We start from the raw sequence: 14,802 nt of genomic DNA, 5'->3' as shown, positions 1-14,802 counted from the left end.
GGTCGAGACCGAACGGGGAGGCAATCGCCGACGGGGAAACTCACGCCTTTGACGGAACGGCGCGGTCGGACCATAGGACGTACGGGAGGTGACGGCCGGTCAGGACTGGTCAGGAAGCCCGCTCCGCGGCGTCGATCTCGGCGAGGAGCTGCTCGACGCGGGCGCGGACGGCGTCGCGGATCGGACGGACGGCTTCGACGCCCCGGCCGGCCGGGTCGTCGAGCGGCCAGTCGAGGTAGTGGCGGCCGGGGAAGTAGGGGCAGGCGTCGCCGCAGCCCATGGTGATGACGTAGTCGGACGCCTGGACGGCCTCCGGGGTGAGGATCTTCGGGCGCTGCGCGGAGATGTCGATGCCGACCTCGGCCATCGCGGCGACGGCGGCCGGGTTGACCTCCGCCCCGGGCGCGGAGCCCGCCGAGCGGACCTCGACCCGGTCGCCCGCGAGGTGGGCGAGGAAGCCGGCCGCCATCTGGGAGCGGCCCGCGTTGTGGACGCAGACGAAGAGCACGGAGGCGAGGGGCGCGGTCATGGGGGAGTGGTCCTTCGGCGGTCGCGGGCGTGGGTGCGGGTGGGGTCTCGGGCGGTCGCGGGCGTGGGCGCGGGTAGGGGCGCGGGTGGGGTTGGTATCAGTGCTGGCTGATGTGAAAGTATCAGTCCATGGTGATGTCAGTCGACACTGACCTGTTGCGGGTGCTGTCCGACCCGCTCAGGCTCCGGATCGTGACCCTGCTGGCCCGCGAAACCCTGTGCACCACGCACCTGGTGGAGGAGACCGGCGCCCGGCAGACCAACCTCTCCAACCATCTGAAGGTGCTGCGGGAGGCGGGCCTGGTGGACACCGAGCCGTGCGGCCGGTTCACGTACTACCGGCTGCGGCCGGAGGTGCTGGAAGCGCTTTCCGGGCAGTTCGCCGCGCTCGCCGCCACCGCCCGCGCCAACGCCGACACGAAGAGGTCCTGCTAGTGGCACGCACCGAGCCCGCCCCGAGAGCGCCCGAGCAGTCGGTCGCCGCCAGGCTCTCCACCCTCGACCGCTACCTCGCGGTGTGGATCCTGGCCGCGATGGCCGTCGGCCTCGGCCTGGGCCGGCTGATCCCCGGCCTGAACGACGCGCTGGCGAAGGTCGAACTCGGCGGGATCTCGCTGCCGATCGCCCTCGGCCTACTGGTCATGATGTACCCGGTACTCGCCAAGGTCCGCTACGACAAGCTCGACGCCGTCACCGGGGACCGCCGCCTGATGGTGTCGTCCCTGGTGATCAACTGGCTGATCGGCCCGGCCGTGATGTTCACGCTGGCCTGGCTCTTCCTGCCCGACCTGCCCGAGTACCGCACCGGCCTGATCGTCGTCGGCCTGGCCCGCTGCATCGCCATGGTGATCATCTGGAACGACCTGGCCTGCGGCGACCGCGAGGCCGCCGCCGTTCTGGTCGCCCTCAACAGCGTCTTCCAGGTCGTCATGTTCGGCGTGCTCGGCTGGTTCTACCTCGACCTGCTGCCCGGCCGGCTCGGCCTCGGCGACGGCCAGCACCTCGACATCTCGATGGGGAGGATCGCGCTCAACGTCCTCGTCTTCCTCGGCATCCCGCTCGCCGCCGGCTTCCTCACCCGCCGCCTCGGCGAACGGCGGCTCGGCCGCGAACGCTACGAGACCGCGTTCCTGCCGCGGATCGGCCCGTGGGCGCTGTACGGGCTGCTGTTCACGATCGTGATCCTGTTCGCCCTGCAGGGGAGGACCATCACCTCGCAGCCGCTGGACGTCGCCCGGATCGCGCTGCCGCTGCTCGCCTACTTCGCGATCATGTGGTTCGGCTCCTTCGCCCTCGGCAAGGCCGTCGGTCTGGCCTACGATCGCACCGCCACCCTGGCGTTCACCGCCGCCGGCAACAACTTCGAACTCGCCATCGCCGTCGCCATCGGCACCTTCGGCGTCACCTCCGGCCAGGCACTGTCCGGCGTCGTCGGCCCGCTCATCGAAGTGCCCGTCCTGGTCGCCCTGGTGTACGTCTCGCTCGCCTGGCGCAAGCGCTTCGCCCGCGCCGCGCCCTGAGCCCTGCCGCGCCCTGAGGACCCGCTGCGCCCTGAGTATCCCCTGCGCCTGAGCCGCGCCGCGTCCCGACTCCCCGCCGTCCGGCGGCCGCCGCACCGAAAACCGGTGCGGCGGCCGCCGGACGGCGGTTACGTTTCGCCCATGGAATCCGAGTACCCGCTGGTCCGTGACGTCTTCCCGGACCTCGTCGCCGAGCTGACCGAACTCCTGGAACACCAGGACGAACCCGAACTGGCCGCCACCGTAGCGGAGTTGCGCCTGGTCGCGGACTGCGGCTGCGGCGACGCCTTCTGCCAGAGCTTCCGCACCGTCCCGCACCCGCCCGGCCGGCCGTACGGCCCGGGCCACCGGTCCCTGCCGCTGTTCGCGGAGGAGGGAATGGTGGTCCTGGACGTGGTGGACGGGCGGATCATGTACGTCGAACTGGTCGACCGCCCGCCCCTGCGGGACACCCGGTTCACGGCCTGACGCGGCGTCAGCCGACGATCCGGCTGCGGCGCTCGATCAGGACGGTGTCGCGCCACACCCCGCGGTGGCGGGCGACGCGCTCCCGGGTGCCGACGACGCGGAAGCCGTGCCGGGAGTGCAGGGCGAGGCTGGCGGCGTTCTCCGGGAAGACCGAGGACTGGATCGTCCAGATCCCGGCCGCCTCGGTGGAGGCGATCAGGCGCGTCAGCAGGGCCCCGGCCACACCCCGGCCGCGGTGCTCGGGGTGGACGTACACCGAGTGCTCGACCACGCCCGCGTACACCGGCCGGGAGGAGACCGGGCCGACCGCCGCCCAGCCCAGCACGCGCCCGTCCGCGCCGAGGGCTACGTGCCGGTGGCCGGGCAGGCGGCCCTTGTCGAAGGCTTCCCAGCTCGGCGGCTGCGTCTCGAAGGTGGCGTTGCCCTCCGCGATTCCGGCGCGGTAGATCGCCAGGACCTGCTCGGCGTGCTCGGCCGTCATCGCGGTGAGCACGGTCAACGCACCTCGGCGGGGCGGCGGTCGAGGTCGAGCAGCGCGGTGAGCCCGGCCAGGACGGACGGCTCGACCCGGTAGTAGACCCAGGTGCCGCGCCGCTCCGAGCTGAGCAGACCGGCCTCGCGCAGCTTCTTCAGGTGGTGGGAGACGGTCGGCTGGGAGACGCCGACGTCCTGGATGTCGCAGACGCAGGCCTCGCCGCCCTCGTGCGAGGCGACCTTGGAGAACAGCCGCAGGCGCACCGGATCACCGAGCGCCTTGAATGCGGCGGCCATTCGCACCGCGTCCGGCTCGGAGAGCTCGGCCGTGCCGAGGGGCGGGCAGCACGGGGCGGCCGCGGACTCGAGGACCGGCAGCTCGGCCTTGGAATTCGACATACGTCTATGTTGACATCCGTCGAAGCAGGGTGGCAAGGTCGAGAACGCCATTACATCGACGTTCATCGATACAGGTGCCGGGCGGACCCCCGACACCGCGAAGGGACCGCCATGAGCGCCAGCCCCGACCGCCCCGACCGCTCCGAGCTGCCCGTCCTGGTCGTCGGCGCCGGCCCGATCGGCCTGGCCGCCGCCGCCCACCTGCTGGAGCGCGGCCTCGAACCCCTGGTCCTGGAGGCCGGCCCCACCGCCGCCACCTCCGTGCGCGGCTGGTCGCACGTCCGCCTGTTCTCCACCTGGGCCGAACTCGTCGACCCCGCCGCCGAGAAGCTCCTCGCCCCCACCGGTTGGACGAGCCCCGACCCGGCGCGCTACCCGTCCGGCGGCGACTGGGTCGCCCAGTACCTCCAGCCGCTCGCGGACGCCCTGGGCGACCGCGTCCGTTACGGTGCCCGGGTCACCGGCATCGCCCGCGCCGGCCGGGACCGCATCGTCGACGCCGACCGCGCGGAACAGCCCTTCACCGTCCACCTCGAACACCCCGACGGCACCGAGGAGCGCCTGCTCGCCGCCGCCGTCGTCGACGCCTCCGGCACCTGGGCCACCCCCAACCCGCTCGGCGCCGACGGCCTCCCCGCCCTCGGCGAACGCGCCGCCGCCGGCCGCATCGCGCACCGCATCCCCGACCTGAACGACCCCGCCGTGCGCGCCCGGTACGCCGGCCGCCGCACCGCCGTGGTCGGCACCGGCGCCTCCGCCTTCACCGCCCTCGCCGCCCTCGCCGAACTGGCCGGCACCGAACCCGGCACGCACGCCGTCTGGGTGCTGCGCCGCGGCATCACCGGCTCCACCTACGGCGGCGGCACCGCCGACCAGCTCCCCGCCCGCGGCGCGCTCGGACTCGCCGCCCGGAAGGCCGTCGAGGACGGCCACGCCCACGCGCTGACCGGCTTCCGCACCACCGCCGTCGAACCCGCCGACGGCGGCCGGCTCGTCCTGCGCGCCGAGGACGGCCGCCGCAGCGAACCCGTCGACCAGGTGCTGGTGCTCACCGGACTCCGCCCCGACCTGGGCTTCCTCGACGAGCTGCGCCTCGCCCTGGACGACCGCCTCCAGGCGCCCGTCGCGCTGGCCCCGCTGATCGACCCGAACCAGCACTCCTGCGGCACCGTCTACCCGCACGGCGCCCGGGAGTTGGCGCACCCCGAGCAGGACGTGTACCTGGTCGGTATGAAGTCCTACGGCCGCGCGCCGACGTTCCTGGCGATGACCGGCTACGAGCAGGTCCGCTCGGTGGCCGCCGCGCTGGCCGGCGACCACGAGGCCGCCGCCCGGGTCGAACTCACCCTTCCCGAAACGGGCGTGTGCGGCGGCTCGGGCCGCTACGACGAGGCCGAGGTCGAGCCCGAGGCCGAGCAGGCGGGCGGCTGCTGCACCACCGCGCCGGCCGCGCCGGTGCCGCTCATGCCGGTGCCGCTCGCGCTGACCGTGCTCGACAACCCGTCGGGGGGCGGCTGCTGCTGAGCCGCCCGCCGGTCCGACGAGCGGTCAACAGCCGTACAGGTCAGGCGGATTCGGAGGTGGCGGCGTTCTGCTGCGGGATGGTCGCCACCGCCAGCTCGGCGGCCTGAGGCTTCGTCAGCGAGGCGACGGGGGCGGGGGCCGCCTCGCCCTGCTCCTCGCCGACCGGCACGGTCGGACCGCTCGGACCGCTCGGTGCGCTCGGAGCGGGAGTCGCCGGCGCGGGGGTGGCGGCGGGCCCGCTGGGTGAAGTGGGCGCGGTGGGCTGGATCTTGTCGTCGCGTTCGTCGTCGCCCGCGCCGTCGCGGGTGGTCAGGACGGTGTCGAAGATCTCGCGGAGCTTGTCGGTCGCCTGCTTGGAGAACAGGCCGCACAGGCCGGCGATCCCGGCGAAGCCGTACGGGTTGGTGGCGGTGCCGTCGGTGCCGTTGGCGAACAGGCCGCCGCGCAGCAGGAAGTAGACCAGCAGGGCGAGGGCGCCGCCGATCGCGGTGCGCAGCAGGTACCAGGGCAGCCAGCTCGGCAGCAGCTGGCGGTTGCCCGCGTAGGTGGCGAAGGAGGTCGCGGCGTGCACGAAGCTGCCGAGGCCGCTGGCGGCCAGGACGGCCACCAGCATCGCGGTGTTGGAGGTCAGGTGCCAGGGGCCGAGCCCGAGCACGCTCCACGGCATCGGCTCGGAGACCTGGGCGCGCTCGGCGGTCAGCGTGGTGAGCGGCGTCCAGACGCTGATCAGCGCGGCGACGCAGGCGAACGCCTCGGCCAGCAGCAGCACGCCGAGCAGCAGCACCGCCCAGCCCGCCATCTGCTGCTGGGGCGGGAGTTGCTGACCGGTCGACCCCGCGCCGGGGCCGCCGTCGGCGGAGTACACGTCGGAGGTGGGGTCCGGGGCGGGGCCCGCGGCCTGGTCGGCCGACGGGGAGACAGGGAGAGTCATCGGGGAGTTCGCCTTCCGGTCCGGTGGTGCACGGAGAGGGTGCACGGAGGTGGCGCGGCAGAGCCGGTCGCGGGGAGGGACTCTACCGTCCGGACCGGACCGACGATGCGTCAGGACGCCCGGCCGGAACGCGAGATGGCCCGCCCGCGGCGCCTGCGGCCCGTCCACCGCCGCGAGTCGCCACCATCGGCCCCCACCGGAGCGTGTACCCGCCAGGGGGCGCGGGAAAGCGCGGCGCGCCGCACCGGACTTCTGCTGCGGCGCGCCGCACCGGACTTCCGCCTCCGGAGCTCGCCGGGATCGGACGGCTCCGGCCGGGCGCGCCCGGCTCAGCGCCGCACGCCCGCCAGCCGGGAGAACTTGGCCACCTCGAAGGTGGCGTACGAATTCGACGCCAGCAGCGAGAACTTGATGCCTTCGCGGCCCTCGGGGCGGCGGTACCCGTCCGGGAGGAAGCGCTTGTAGTGCTCGGCGGCGCGCTGGAAGAACTGCGGGCGCTCGGCGCGGCTCAGGCAGCCCGGCAGGTCGAAGACGAACAGGTAGTGGCGCACCATCCGGGTGAACAGGTGGCTGCGCACCTCGGGCGTGACCGGCGCGGCGTCGGCGGGCCGGGCGTCCAACTGCTCGAAGGTGTCCTCGTAGCGGTCGAACAGGTCGAAGTGGCTGGCGCCCTCGCTGCCCGCCGGGTGCAGGGTGTGCCGACGGCGGATGGTGACGCACTCCTGGTCGAGCACCGCGATCCGGGAGGCGGCCAGCAGCGAGCGGTGCACCGCCGGGACCTCCTCGTAGAAGCCGTCCGGGAAGGCCGGAACGGTGCCGGTGCGGATCAGCCGGTCCCAGACCAGCGGCGGCGCGCCGAACACTTCGGGGTGCTCGGCCGCGGTGAACACGCCCGGGCCGGCGGCGGCCAGCATCTCGGCGGCGTTGCCGGGCCAGACCTTGTCCCGGTACTCGCGGTTGTGGCCGAACAGCAGCAGGTCGACCTCGCCGGTCTCGGCGAGCCGGGCGTCCATCGCCTCGAAGGCGTCCGCCGGCAGCAGGTGGTCGGCGTCCAGGAACAGCAGGTACTGGCCGCGCGCGTGCGCCGCGCCCGCCATCCGGGCCCGGCCGATGCCGGGCTCCGTGTCCAGCCGCAGCACCCGCACCCGGGCGTCGCGCAGCTCGTACGCCTCCACCAGCCGCTCCTCCGGGCAGTGCGGGGAGGGCGTCTGGACCACGATGATCTCGAACTCGCGGAAGGACTGCCCGAGCAGGGAGTCGAGACACTCCTTCAGTTGTCCTTGCTCGTCGTAGGCGGGCAGCACGACGGTGATCAATGGTGGGGCCATGGGTCGGGAGGCTAGGGGCGGGGACAGCCTCAGGCAAAGGTCGGAAGCCGCTCGAAAGTGGCTATTCCGGACAGCCGTCGCGGGACGTTCGCCGAATCTTCACCGAACGGACACGACCGTGCGATGAAATGTCCGGATAGAGGGCGGAACGCCGCGACTTGCTGACGTATCGTCAGATGTACGCATGGTGGTGGAGCTGCGCACACACCGTGCCGAACGCCCCCGAGGCGTGCGCCCAGCGCCCTCAGTACCAGTTGTGCGCCTGCCAGAACGACCACGCCGCGCACGGGCTGCCGTACGTCTCGTTCATGTACTGCAGGCCCCACTTGATCTGGGTCGCCGGATTGTCCTTCCAGTCCGCGCCCGCCGACGCCATCTTCGAACCCGGCAGCGCCTGCATCAGCCCGTACGCACCCGAGGACGGGTTGGTCGCGTGCACGTTCCAGCTGCTCTCGCGCTCCACGATGTTGCTGAAGCACTGCAACTGGCCCGCCGGCACGAGCTGCGCGGCGATCTGCTGGGGCGTCCCGCTGTACGTCTTCGCGGCAGTGGAGGGGGAGGCGAACGCGGACGCGCTCGGCGTGCTGCTCGGCAGGGCCTGGCGCTGCTGCGAACGGGACGCCGCCTCCTGGCGGGCCTTCGCCTCCGCCGACGCCTTCGCGGACGCCGAGGCCTCGGCCTTCGCCGACGCCTCCGCCTTGGCCTCCGCCTCGGCGCTCGCACTGGCACTGGCACTGGCGCTCGCCTCGGCGTCCGCCTTGGCCTTCGCCGCCGCCTCGGCGCTGGCGCTGGCACTCGCGCTCGCCTCGGCCGCGGCCTGCGCGGACGCGGCGTCCTGCGAGGCGACGGCGTCCGCCGCGAGCTGCGGGCCGCTCGCCGGGACGGGGTTGGCGGCGGCGTCGGCCGGCGCCGCGTCCTGCGGGAGGGCGATGGCCAGGGTGGCGGTGCCCGCGACGGCGAGGGTGGCTATGCCCGTCACCACGGCGTGACGGTGACGGCGGAGCTTCTCCGAGAAGCTGAGCGTCCTGCGGTGCTGCATGGCGACCTCTTCTGCTCGTACGGGCCGGGCGGCCGGTCGGACCCGGCGGCCGCCGACCGGCACACGGCGCGGCACGGCGCCGAGGCGGCACAGCACTTTCACGAACGTGGCAGGCGGGAACAGCGGGCCGGGTGGGGACCGGCCGGACTGCCCGGCGGACGGGGGACATTCTTGGCAGACCACGGAGAGTCGCTCAACGGGCCCGAAAACTACGCCCGGTCGTAGGTGGCCGGGTGGCGGGAGCCATGCCGGACGGCTGCCGGCGCCCCGCCGGGTGGACCGGACCACCGGGTCGATGTACGGACCGCAGGCGCGCGTTGACCTGCGATTTCGTTGCGCCGGGCAGCCGCTGCGCGGAGCCGGTGCGGTGTCGGTCGGCCGGGCGGGCCGGACACCGACTATCGAGGACCGTAGTAGGCCGCCGCCATGTGGGCGGGCTCACAGGAACCGAACGCCCGTCGGAACGCACCGCACCCGGACGGCCACGCCCGGTCGACCGGAACGGCACCCCGGTCACAGCCCGCAACCACCTGGCACCGATACTTGCCGCATGGTGATCGCGGTGGTGGGAGTGGCTGCGGTGCTCGGCCTGTTCGGGGCGGCGCACTGGTACGTGTGGCGGCGGCTGGTCCGGGACGTCTCCCGGCCCGGCGGGCGGTACCGGCGCACCGGGACCGTGCTCGTCGTCCTGCTGCCCGTCCTCTCGCTGCTCGCCCTGGTCGGCAGCCGGGTCTTCCCGCTCGCCGTGCAGCGCTGGTTCGCCTGGCCGGGGTACCTGTGGCTCGCCGTCCTCCTCTACCTCCTGCTCGCGCTGCTGGCCGGCGAGCTGCTGCGGCCGCTGCTGCTCCGGGTGGCCCGCCGCCGCGAGGCACCGGCCGCCGCGGAGCGGGTGCCCGAGCCGGTGGCGGTGGCTGCCGCCACGGCTTCCGGGGCGGCGTTGCCCGAGCCGGAGCTCCCCGCGCCGTCCGGGCCGGCGGCCGCGGAGCCGTCGCGGCGGCTGTTCGTGTCGCGGGTGGTGGCCGGGGCGGCCGCCGGGGTCGCCGCCGGCGTGGTGGGCAACGGCGCCTACGGCGTGCTGCGCGGACCGCAGGTGAAGCAGGTGACGGTACCGCTGGCCAAACTGCCGCGGGCCGCGCACGGCTACCGGATCGCGGTGGTCAGCGACATCCACCTCGGCCCGATACTCGGCCGGGCGCACACCCGGCGGATCGTCGACACCATCAACGCCACCCAGCCCGACCTGGTCGCCGTGGTCGGCGACCTGGTCGACGGCAGCGTCGCCGAACTCGGCCCCGCCGCCCGCCCGTTGGCGGACCTGCGGGCCAAGGACGGCGCGTACTTCGTCACCGGCAACCACGAGTACTTCTCGGGCGCCGCACCGTGGGTCGACTTCGTCCGCGAGCTCGGCGTCCACCCGCTGGAGAACGCCCGGGTCGAACTGCCCTGGTTCGACCTGGCCGGCGTCAACGACATCGGCGGCACCGCACAGGGCCAAGGACCCGACTACGCCAAGGCGTTGGACGACCGCGACCGCGGCCGGGCCGCCGTCCTGATGGCCCACCAGCCGGTGACCATCCACGACAGCGTCCGCCACGGCGTTGACCTCCAGCTCTCCGGGCACACCCACGGCGGCCAGCTCTGGCCCGGCAACTACCTCGCCGAACTGGCCAACCCGACCGTGGCCGGCCTGGAACGGTACGGCGACACCCAGCTGTACGTCACCCGCGGCGCCGGCGCCTGGGGCCCGCCCGTCCGGGTCGGCGCACCCTCCGACATCACCGTGGTGACGCTCGCCTCGCTCCAGGCCTGACGGCCCGTCAGAAGCCGCGCGCCGGAAAACCGTTGGCCCGGGCGGAGGGCGGACCGGCAGGATCTCCGCCATGGAACGAGAGCCGCAGCAGAAAGAGGAAGTGCCCGCGATCGACCTGGCGTTCATCGCCGAACAGTGCGCGGCGCTGGTCGCCGACAACCACGGCCGCCAACTGGACTGGAGCATCGCCGGACTGGCCGAACTCGACGCCGTCTGCGCCGAGTTGATCGCCGACAGCCCGCTCGACGACCCGCGGATGGGCCTGTGGTGGCGGCTGGTCGGCGCCTACACCGGCGAGGTGATGGTCCGCAGCTACGGCGGCGAGTGGGCCGACGCCGGCGACCACTCCGACGGCCCCGCCGTCCGGGCACTCGGCCTCACCGCGTTCCCCTTCAACACCGCGCACCGGGTGCTGCTCGGCGAGGAGGGGAAGAGCCTGCGGAGCTCCGCGAGCGCCCTCGCGGCGATCGCCCGCGACCGGGGACTCGTCGGCTGACGGACGCTCGTCACGGGTGCATGCGGGCCCCCTTGAGCACCTTGTCCACCGCGTTGCGCGGACCGTGCAGCGCCAGCCCCACCAGATCGAGCGCCGCCGTCGGCACCGCGCGCACCGCCGCCCGGTTGTCGAGGTCGTTGCCGGTGCCGAACAGCTCCGCGGTGAACACCGCCACCGGCAACGACCGGGCCAGCGCCCGGCCGTGGGCCGTGGACAGCAACGCCCCGTCACCCTCGAACACCAGCACCGGCTGACGGAACATCGGCAGATACGGCGTGCCGTCCGCATCCGCGTACGGCTCGCCGATCAACTCCGGTACGGCGGTGCCCAATCCGCTCACCAGGAAGGCCGTCACGTTCAGCCGCTGCCACGGTTCGAGGTCGGAGCGGAGCAGGACGGCGATCTTGGTGTCGAAACGGAGCGGCCGGCTGCTGGTGGGGGCGGGGAGCGTGTGCGTGTCCATGGACTGAGCGTGCCGCGTCCGGTGGTGCGCGGTCTTGTACGTTCTTTGCATGGCGACGGGAGCAGCGACGGGGGCGGGGCGGGGGCGGGGCGAGTGCGGGCGGGGTGCGGCGGCTCGGGAGGAGATCACGGCCTGGCGGCCGCGAGTGCCCGGCGTCGTCGAGGTGCTGCACGCGCACCTCACCGAACACCGGTACCCCATGCACGTCCACGACTCCTGGACGCTGCTGATCGTCGACGACGGCGCCGTCCGCTACGACCTCGACCGCCACCGTCGCGGCACCCCCCACGACACCGTCAGCCTGCTGCCGCCGCACGTGCCGCACAACGGGTCGCCGGCCAGCGAAGGCGGCTTCCGCAAACGGGTCCTCTACCTCGAACTCGGCCAGCTCGGCGAGGAGTTGATCGGACCGGCGGTCGACGGGCCGGACCTCGCGGACCCGCTGCTGCGGCACCGGGTCGGGCAGCTGCACGCGGCGCTCGGCACACCCGGCGAGGAATGGGAAGCGGAGAGCCGACTGGCGCTGATCAGTGCGCGGCTACGGGAGGTGCTGCGCCCGCGAGTCGGCGTGCCGGCCCGCCGGTCGGGCGCGGAGTCGCCCACGAACTGCGCGACCTGCTGGACGCGAGGCTCACCGAACGGACCACGCTCGACGAAGCCGCGAGCATCCTGCACGCCCACCCCGCGCACCTCGTCCGCGCGTTCACCGCCGCGTTCGGCCTCCCCCGCACCAGTACCTCACCGCCCGCCGCATCGACCGCGCCCGCCACCTCCTCCTCGACGGCCACCCCCCGACCACCGTCGCCACCACCCTCGGCTTCCACGACCAACCCCACCTCACCCGCCACTTCCGCCGGATCCTGGGCACCACCCCAGCCAGATTCGCTGGGCGGGGAGGTAGGGGAGCGCGACTCGGTGGCGGGGAGGGGCGCCGTGGTGGGGGGACCGCTTCGACCTCGAGTAGCCACCGGTGGGCAATCTACGCAGGGCTTGACGGGGGCGGTGGGTTGGTGGGGGTTGGGGGTGCGTACGCTCTGGGGCGTTCGGGTGCGGATGAGTTGGGGGCGTGGGTGGCGAAGGGTGTGGGGCGTTGGCGGTGGGTGGGGTGGTCGTGGGGCGGCCGTGTTGGCGGCGGGGGCGGCGTGGCTGTTCCTGAGTGACTCGGGGTACTGGCCGGGGGCGTCGCTGACGCGTGCGTGGGAGTCCGACCGGGACGGGACGTCCGCGGAGGAGGGGGCGCACCGGACGTGGGTGGTCGGGGACACCCTGGTGCGCGGCCGGTTCACCAGTGTGACGGGGTTCGAGGCCGGTTCGGGCCGGAAGCGGTGGGAGTTCGTTCCGCCGGGCCGCAGCCGGATCTGCGCGAGCAGTACGGCTGTTGACGGGTCGTTGGTGCTGGTCGCGTACGGCGACCTGGCGGGGAAGGCGGGGGACGGCGCGACGGTCCGCGGCTGCCCGACCGTCGCCGCGCTGGATCTCGCCGACGGCCGGGAGTTGTGGTACGGCGACCGGAAGACCTGGGAGTTGGAGTCGGACCGGCTGAACGACGGCCTCGTGGCGGTCGGCGGCGGTCTCGGCGTGGTGCTGGACTCCGGCCACGCCCGCGACGGCGGGAACGGCGCGGTGCGGGCCGTCGACCTGCGGACGGGGGCCGCGCGCTGGACGGCGGCGCTGCCGGCGGGGTGCCTGCCGGACAAGGTGGCCTCGGCGCCGGAGCAGGTGCTCGCGGTGCTGGTGTGCGAGGGCGAGGCGAAGCTGGCGGCGTTCGATCCGGTCAGCGGCGCGTCGCGGTGGACCGTGCCGCTGGACGCGCGTCGCGGGGTCGCGGCCCGCGCCGTGGTGACGTTCGTGTCGACGGCGCCGATCGTGCTGCGGGCCGACGAACTCGGCCAGGGCGTGGACGCGTTCCTCGTGTTCGGGCCGGACGGCCGCCCGACGTCCCGGGTGGAGGCGACCGGCGATCACGGCTCGATCGACTCGCACGTCACGGTCTCGGACGGGCGGCTGTTCGCGCTGGTGAGCACCGGCGGGAAGAAGGACCGCCTGGTCGCGTTCGACCTGGCGACGGGTGCGCAGGCGTGGAGGGCGGAGGTCGGCGGCCCCCGCTACCACCCCGGTGCGCTGCACGCGCAGGACGGCCGGGTGATGGTCCTGATGACGTCGATCAAGTACCACGACAGCCTGACCGTCCTCGACGCGCGCACCGGCGAGGAGAAGGAGGAGCGCTCGTTCCGCGAACACGTGGGCAGCGTCGACGACCTGTTCGACCGTCAGGGCGCGGTGATCACCGTCCGGTCGGGCGGCGGCGTCCGCCCGTTCGCCGGGTACGAGCGCTGGTGAGGGCCGCCGCGGGGTGAAAGTTTCACCCCGCGGGCCCGGTGCGGCGGCGGGTGCGGGGCCCGGGGGTTGACGGTGCGGCAGGCGGGGTGGGTGCATGGGCCGCTCCGTTGGAAGCCGACGTCTGCTGGGAGAGATCCGCCATGCGCCCACCCCACCCCGTGCGAGCCGCACTGTCGCTCGCCGTGCTTCTCGCCTCCGGTCTCGGGCTCGCCGCCGCCCCGTCCGCGGGGGCCGCCGAACCGGCGTCGCGGACGCTCACGGCGGACTCCCGGTTCTACGTCGACCCGGGCAGCAAGGCCGCCCAGCAGGCGCTGACCGACCTGAAGGCGCACGACCTGGCCGGCGCCAAGGCGATGGCCCAGCTGGCGTCCTGGCCGGTCGCGCAGTGGTTCAACGGGACGGCGACGCCCCAGCAGACCACCGACGCGATGGCCGCGCTGCAGACGAAGGCCGCCCGGGCCCGGCAGGTGCCGGTCACGGTGGCGTACAACGTGCCGGGCCGGGACTGCTCGCAGTACTCGGCGGGCGGCGCCGCGAACAGCGCCGAGTACGCGCAGTGGATCGACGCCCTCGCCCGCGGCATCGGCGACCGGACCACCGTGGTGGTGCTGGAGCCGGACGGCCTCGCGCTGTCCCCGGCGTTCTGCGGCGGCACGGCCGCCCAGCAGCAGGACCGCCTCGCCGAGATCGGCGCGGCCGTCGACCGGCTGGCGCAGCAGCGCGGCGCGCTGGTCTACCTGGACGGCGGCCACAGCGGCTGGCAGAACGTCGGCACCCAGGCCCAGTTGCTGATCGACGCCGGAGTGGACCGCGCCACGGGCTTCTTCCTGAACGTGTCGAACTACATGACCGACGCCTCGCTGGTCCGGTACGGCACCCTGGTGTCGAAGTGCGTCTGGTACCTGGAGCACAACCCCGGTGCCACCGCCGACAGTTGCGCCAACCAGTACTGGCCGGACGCGGACGCGGACGCCTGGTACGCGGCGAACGTCCCGGCGGACGCGAAGCTCACCCACTTCGTGATCGACAGCAGCCGCAACGGCCAGGGTCCGTGGACCCCGCCGGCCGGCAAGTACACCGACGCGCAGACCTGGTGCAACCCGCCCGGCCGCGGCCTGGGCACCCGCCCCACCTCCGCGACCGGCGTCCCGCTGCTCGACGCTTACCTGTGGATCAAGGTCCCCGGCGAGTCCGACGGAAGCTGCACCCGCGGCACCGCCGGCCCCGCCGACCCCGAGTACGGCACCGTCGACCCCGTCGCCGGCGGCTGGTGGCCCGAGCAGGCCCTGACCCTCGCCCGCAACGCCACCCCGAAGCTGACCTTCAACCTCGGCCACTGACACCGCGCCCGGGCAGCCGGCCCGGTCCGCCGAACGAAACCGGCCGTCGGGGGCGGAACGGCATGGCCGACTTCCGCCCCCACCGACGGTTTCACGGCTCCATCGGTTTCTCCTGCCGAACATTCGTGGGAGCGTGGCGACG

15 protein-coding genes and 1 pseudogene are annotated in these 14,802 nt (G+C 73.8%); 9 read left to right on the top strand and 7 right to left on the bottom strand.

Annotation, left to right across the window (positions count from 1 at the left end; genetic code table 11):
* Positions 1–109 precede the first annotated feature (109 nt).
* The gene (locus tag KCH_RS01160; RefSeq protein ID WP_035858201.1) at positions 110–529 is read right to left on the bottom strand and encodes an arsenate reductase ArsC; all 420 of its coding nucleotides are present in this window, start codon (positions 527–529) and stop codon (positions 110–112) included.
* Positions 530–657: 128 nt separating this feature from the next.
* On the opposite strand from KCH_RS01160, the gene KCH_RS01155 reads away from it, so the two are divergent.
* From KCH_RS01155 to KCH_RS01145, 3 genes are all read left to right on the top strand, one after another.
* Positions 658–963 carry an ArsR/SmtB family transcription factor gene (locus tag KCH_RS01155; RefSeq protein ID WP_035858200.1) on the top strand — a complete coding sequence of 102 codons (306 nt, stop codon included), beginning with the start codon at positions 658–660 and terminating at the stop codon, positions 961–963.
* A complete protein-coding gene (gene arsB, locus KCH_RS01150; RefSeq protein WP_035858198.1) occupies positions 963–2,048 on the top strand; it encodes an ACR3 family arsenite efflux transporter in 1,086 nt (361 codons plus the stop codon). The genes KCH_RS01155 and arsB overlap by 1 nt, the downstream gene beginning before the upstream one ends.
* Before the next feature lie 141 nt (positions 2,049–2,189).
* A complete protein-coding gene (locus KCH_RS01145; RefSeq protein ID WP_035858195.1) occupies positions 2,190–2,516 on the top strand; it encodes a hypothetical protein in 327 nt (108 codons plus the stop codon).
* Between the two features lie 7 nt (positions 2,517–2,523).
* Here the strand turns inward: KCH_RS01145 and KCH_RS01140 are convergent, their stop codons facing one another.
* Together KCH_RS01140 and KCH_RS01135 are read right to left on the bottom strand one after the other, a co-directional pair.
* Positions 2,524–2,997 (bottom strand): GNAT family N-acetyltransferase, encoded by a 474-nt coding sequence (locus KCH_RS01140; protein WP_051653845.1) that lies wholly within the window; start codon positions 2,995–2,997, stop codon positions 2,524–2,526.
* Between the two features lie 14 nt (positions 2,998–3,011).
* Positions 3,012–3,389, bottom strand: coding sequence for an ArsR/SmtB family transcription factor (locus KCH_RS01135; RefSeq protein ID WP_035858191.1), 378 nt, complete (start codon positions 3,387–3,389; stop codon positions 3,012–3,014).
* Between the two features lie 111 nt (positions 3,390–3,500).
* Here KCH_RS01135 and KCH_RS01130 point away from each other — a divergent pair, with 111 nt between their 5' ends.
* Positions 3,501–4,913, top strand: a complete 1,413-nt coding sequence (locus KCH_RS01130; protein WP_035858188.1) for an FAD-dependent oxidoreductase — start codon at positions 3,501–3,503, stop codon at positions 4,911–4,913.
* A gap of 40 nt (positions 4,914–4,953) precedes the next feature.
* Here KCH_RS01130 and KCH_RS43160 read toward each other — a convergent pair whose 3' ends face one another.
* The 3 genes from KCH_RS43160 to KCH_RS40710 all read right to left on the bottom strand — a co-directional run bounded on the left by KCH_RS43160 (position 4,954) and on the right by KCH_RS40710 (position 8,211).
* Positions 4,954–5,844 (bottom strand): hypothetical protein, encoded by an 891-nt coding sequence (locus KCH_RS43160; RefSeq protein ID WP_051652600.1) that lies wholly within the window; start codon positions 5,842–5,844, stop codon positions 4,954–4,956.
* A 329-nt stretch (positions 5,845–6,173) separates the two neighbouring features.
* On the bottom strand, positions 6,174–7,172 hold the full coding sequence (locus KCH_RS01120; protein ID WP_084223081.1) for a glycosyltransferase family 2 protein: 999 nt from the start codon (positions 7,170–7,172) through the stop codon (positions 6,174–6,176).
* A gap of 244 nt (positions 7,173–7,416) precedes the next feature.
* Positions 7,417–8,211: an aggregation-promoting factor C-terminal-like domain-containing protein gene (locus tag KCH_RS40710; RefSeq protein WP_051652598.1), complete on the bottom strand. Its 795-nt coding sequence runs from the start codon at positions 8,209–8,211 to the stop codon at positions 7,417–7,419.
* 550 nt (positions 8,212–8,761) lie between these two features.
* Between KCH_RS40710 and KCH_RS01110 the strand changes: the two genes are divergently transcribed.
* Positions 8,762–10,021, top strand: a complete 1,260-nt coding sequence (locus KCH_RS01110; protein ID WP_035858186.1) for a metallophosphoesterase — start codon at positions 8,762–8,764, stop codon at positions 10,019–10,021.
* 70 nt (positions 10,022–10,091) lie between these two features.
* Complete coding sequence (locus tag KCH_RS01105) at positions 10,092–10,517, top strand: hypothetical protein (protein WP_051652597.1); 426 nt, start codon at positions 10,092–10,094, stop codon at positions 10,515–10,517.
* Between the two features lie 10 nt (positions 10,518–10,527).
* Here the strand turns inward: KCH_RS01105 and KCH_RS01100 are convergent, their stop codons facing one another.
* Entirely contained in the window at positions 10,528–10,980 is a 453-nt protein-coding gene (locus KCH_RS01100) for a DUF2000 domain-containing protein (RefSeq protein WP_035858184.1), read from the bottom strand.
* A gap of 49 nt (positions 10,981–11,029) precedes the next feature.
* Between KCH_RS01100 and KCH_RS38925 the strand changes: the two are divergent.
* The 3 genes and pseudogenes from KCH_RS38925 to KCH_RS01090 form a co-directional block, all read left to right on the top strand.
* Positions 11,030–11,885, top strand: a pseudogene (locus tag KCH_RS38925) (helix-turn-helix transcriptional regulator); the annotation flags it as partial.
* A 346-nt stretch (positions 11,886–12,231) separates the two neighbouring features.
* Positions 12,232–13,320, top strand: a complete 1,089-nt coding sequence (locus KCH_RS01095) for an outer membrane protein assembly factor BamB family protein (RefSeq protein ID WP_035858182.1) — start codon at positions 12,232–12,234, stop codon at positions 13,318–13,320.
* A 140-nt stretch (positions 13,321–13,460) separates the two neighbouring features.
* Positions 13,461–14,660 carry a glycoside hydrolase family 6 protein gene (locus tag KCH_RS01090; protein ID WP_035858179.1) on the top strand — a complete coding sequence of 400 codons (1,200 nt, stop codon included), beginning with the start codon at positions 13,461–13,463 and terminating at the stop codon, positions 14,658–14,660.
* Positions 14,661–14,802 lie beyond the last annotated feature (142 nt).

The organism is Kitasatospora cheerisanensis KCTC 2395, from assembly GCF_000696185.1.
GTDB lineage: Bacteria > Actinomycetota > Actinomycetes > Streptomycetales > Streptomycetaceae > Kitasatospora > Kitasatospora cheerisanensis.
Note: the sequence above shows the minus strand (reverse complement) of the source record. Positions and strands in the feature narration are given on the sequence as shown.

Excerpts from the sequence above, each read along its gene's own strand:
- KCH_RS01145 (WP_035858195.1), top strand. The coding sequence starts at position 2,190 with ATGGAATCCGAGTACCCGCTGGTCCGTGACGTCTTCCCGGACCTCGTC.
- KCH_RS01135 (WP_035858191.1), bottom strand. The coding sequence starts at position 3,389 with ATGTCGAATTCCAAGGCCGAGCTGCCGGTCCTCGAGTCCGCGGCCGCC.
- KCH_RS01155 (WP_035858200.1), top strand. The coding sequence starts at position 658 with ATGGTGATGTCAGTCGACACTGACCTGTTGCGGGTGCTGTCCGACCCG.
- KCH_RS01120 (WP_084223081.1), bottom strand. The coding sequence starts at position 7,172 with ATGGCCCCACCATTGATCACCGTCGTGCTGCCCGCCTACGACGAGCAA.
- KCH_RS01110 (WP_035858186.1), top strand. The coding sequence starts at position 8,762 with ATGGTGATCGCGGTGGTGGGAGTGGCTGCGGTGCTCGGCCTGTTCGGG.
- KCH_RS01105 (WP_051652597.1), top strand. The coding sequence starts at position 10,092 with ATGGAACGAGAGCCGCAGCAGAAAGAGGAAGTGCCCGCGATCGACCTG.
- KCH_RS43160 (WP_051652600.1), bottom strand. The coding sequence starts at position 5,844 with ATGACTCTCCCTGTCTCCCCGTCGGCCGACCAGGCCGCGGGCCCCGCC.
- KCH_RS01130 (WP_035858188.1), top strand. The coding sequence starts at position 3,501 with ATGAGCGCCAGCCCCGACCGCCCCGACCGCTCCGAGCTGCCCGTCCTG.
- KCH_RS40710 (WP_051652598.1), bottom strand. The coding sequence starts at position 8,211 with ATGCAGCACCGCAGGACGCTCAGCTTCTCGGAGAAGCTCCGCCGTCAC.
- KCH_RS01090 (WP_035858179.1), top strand. The coding sequence starts at position 13,461 with ATGCGCCCACCCCACCCCGTGCGAGCCGCACTGTCGCTCGCCGTGCTT.
- KCH_RS01100 (WP_035858184.1), bottom strand. The coding sequence starts at position 10,980 with ATGGACACGCACACGCTCCCCGCCCCCACCAGCAGCCGGCCGCTCCGT.
- KCH_RS01160 (WP_035858201.1), bottom strand. The coding sequence starts at position 529 with ATGACCGCGCCCCTCGCCTCCGTGCTCTTCGTCTGCGTCCACAACGCG.
- KCH_RS01140 (WP_051653845.1), bottom strand. The coding sequence starts at position 2,997 with ATGACGGCCGAGCACGCCGAGCAGGTCCTGGCGATCTACCGCGCCGGA.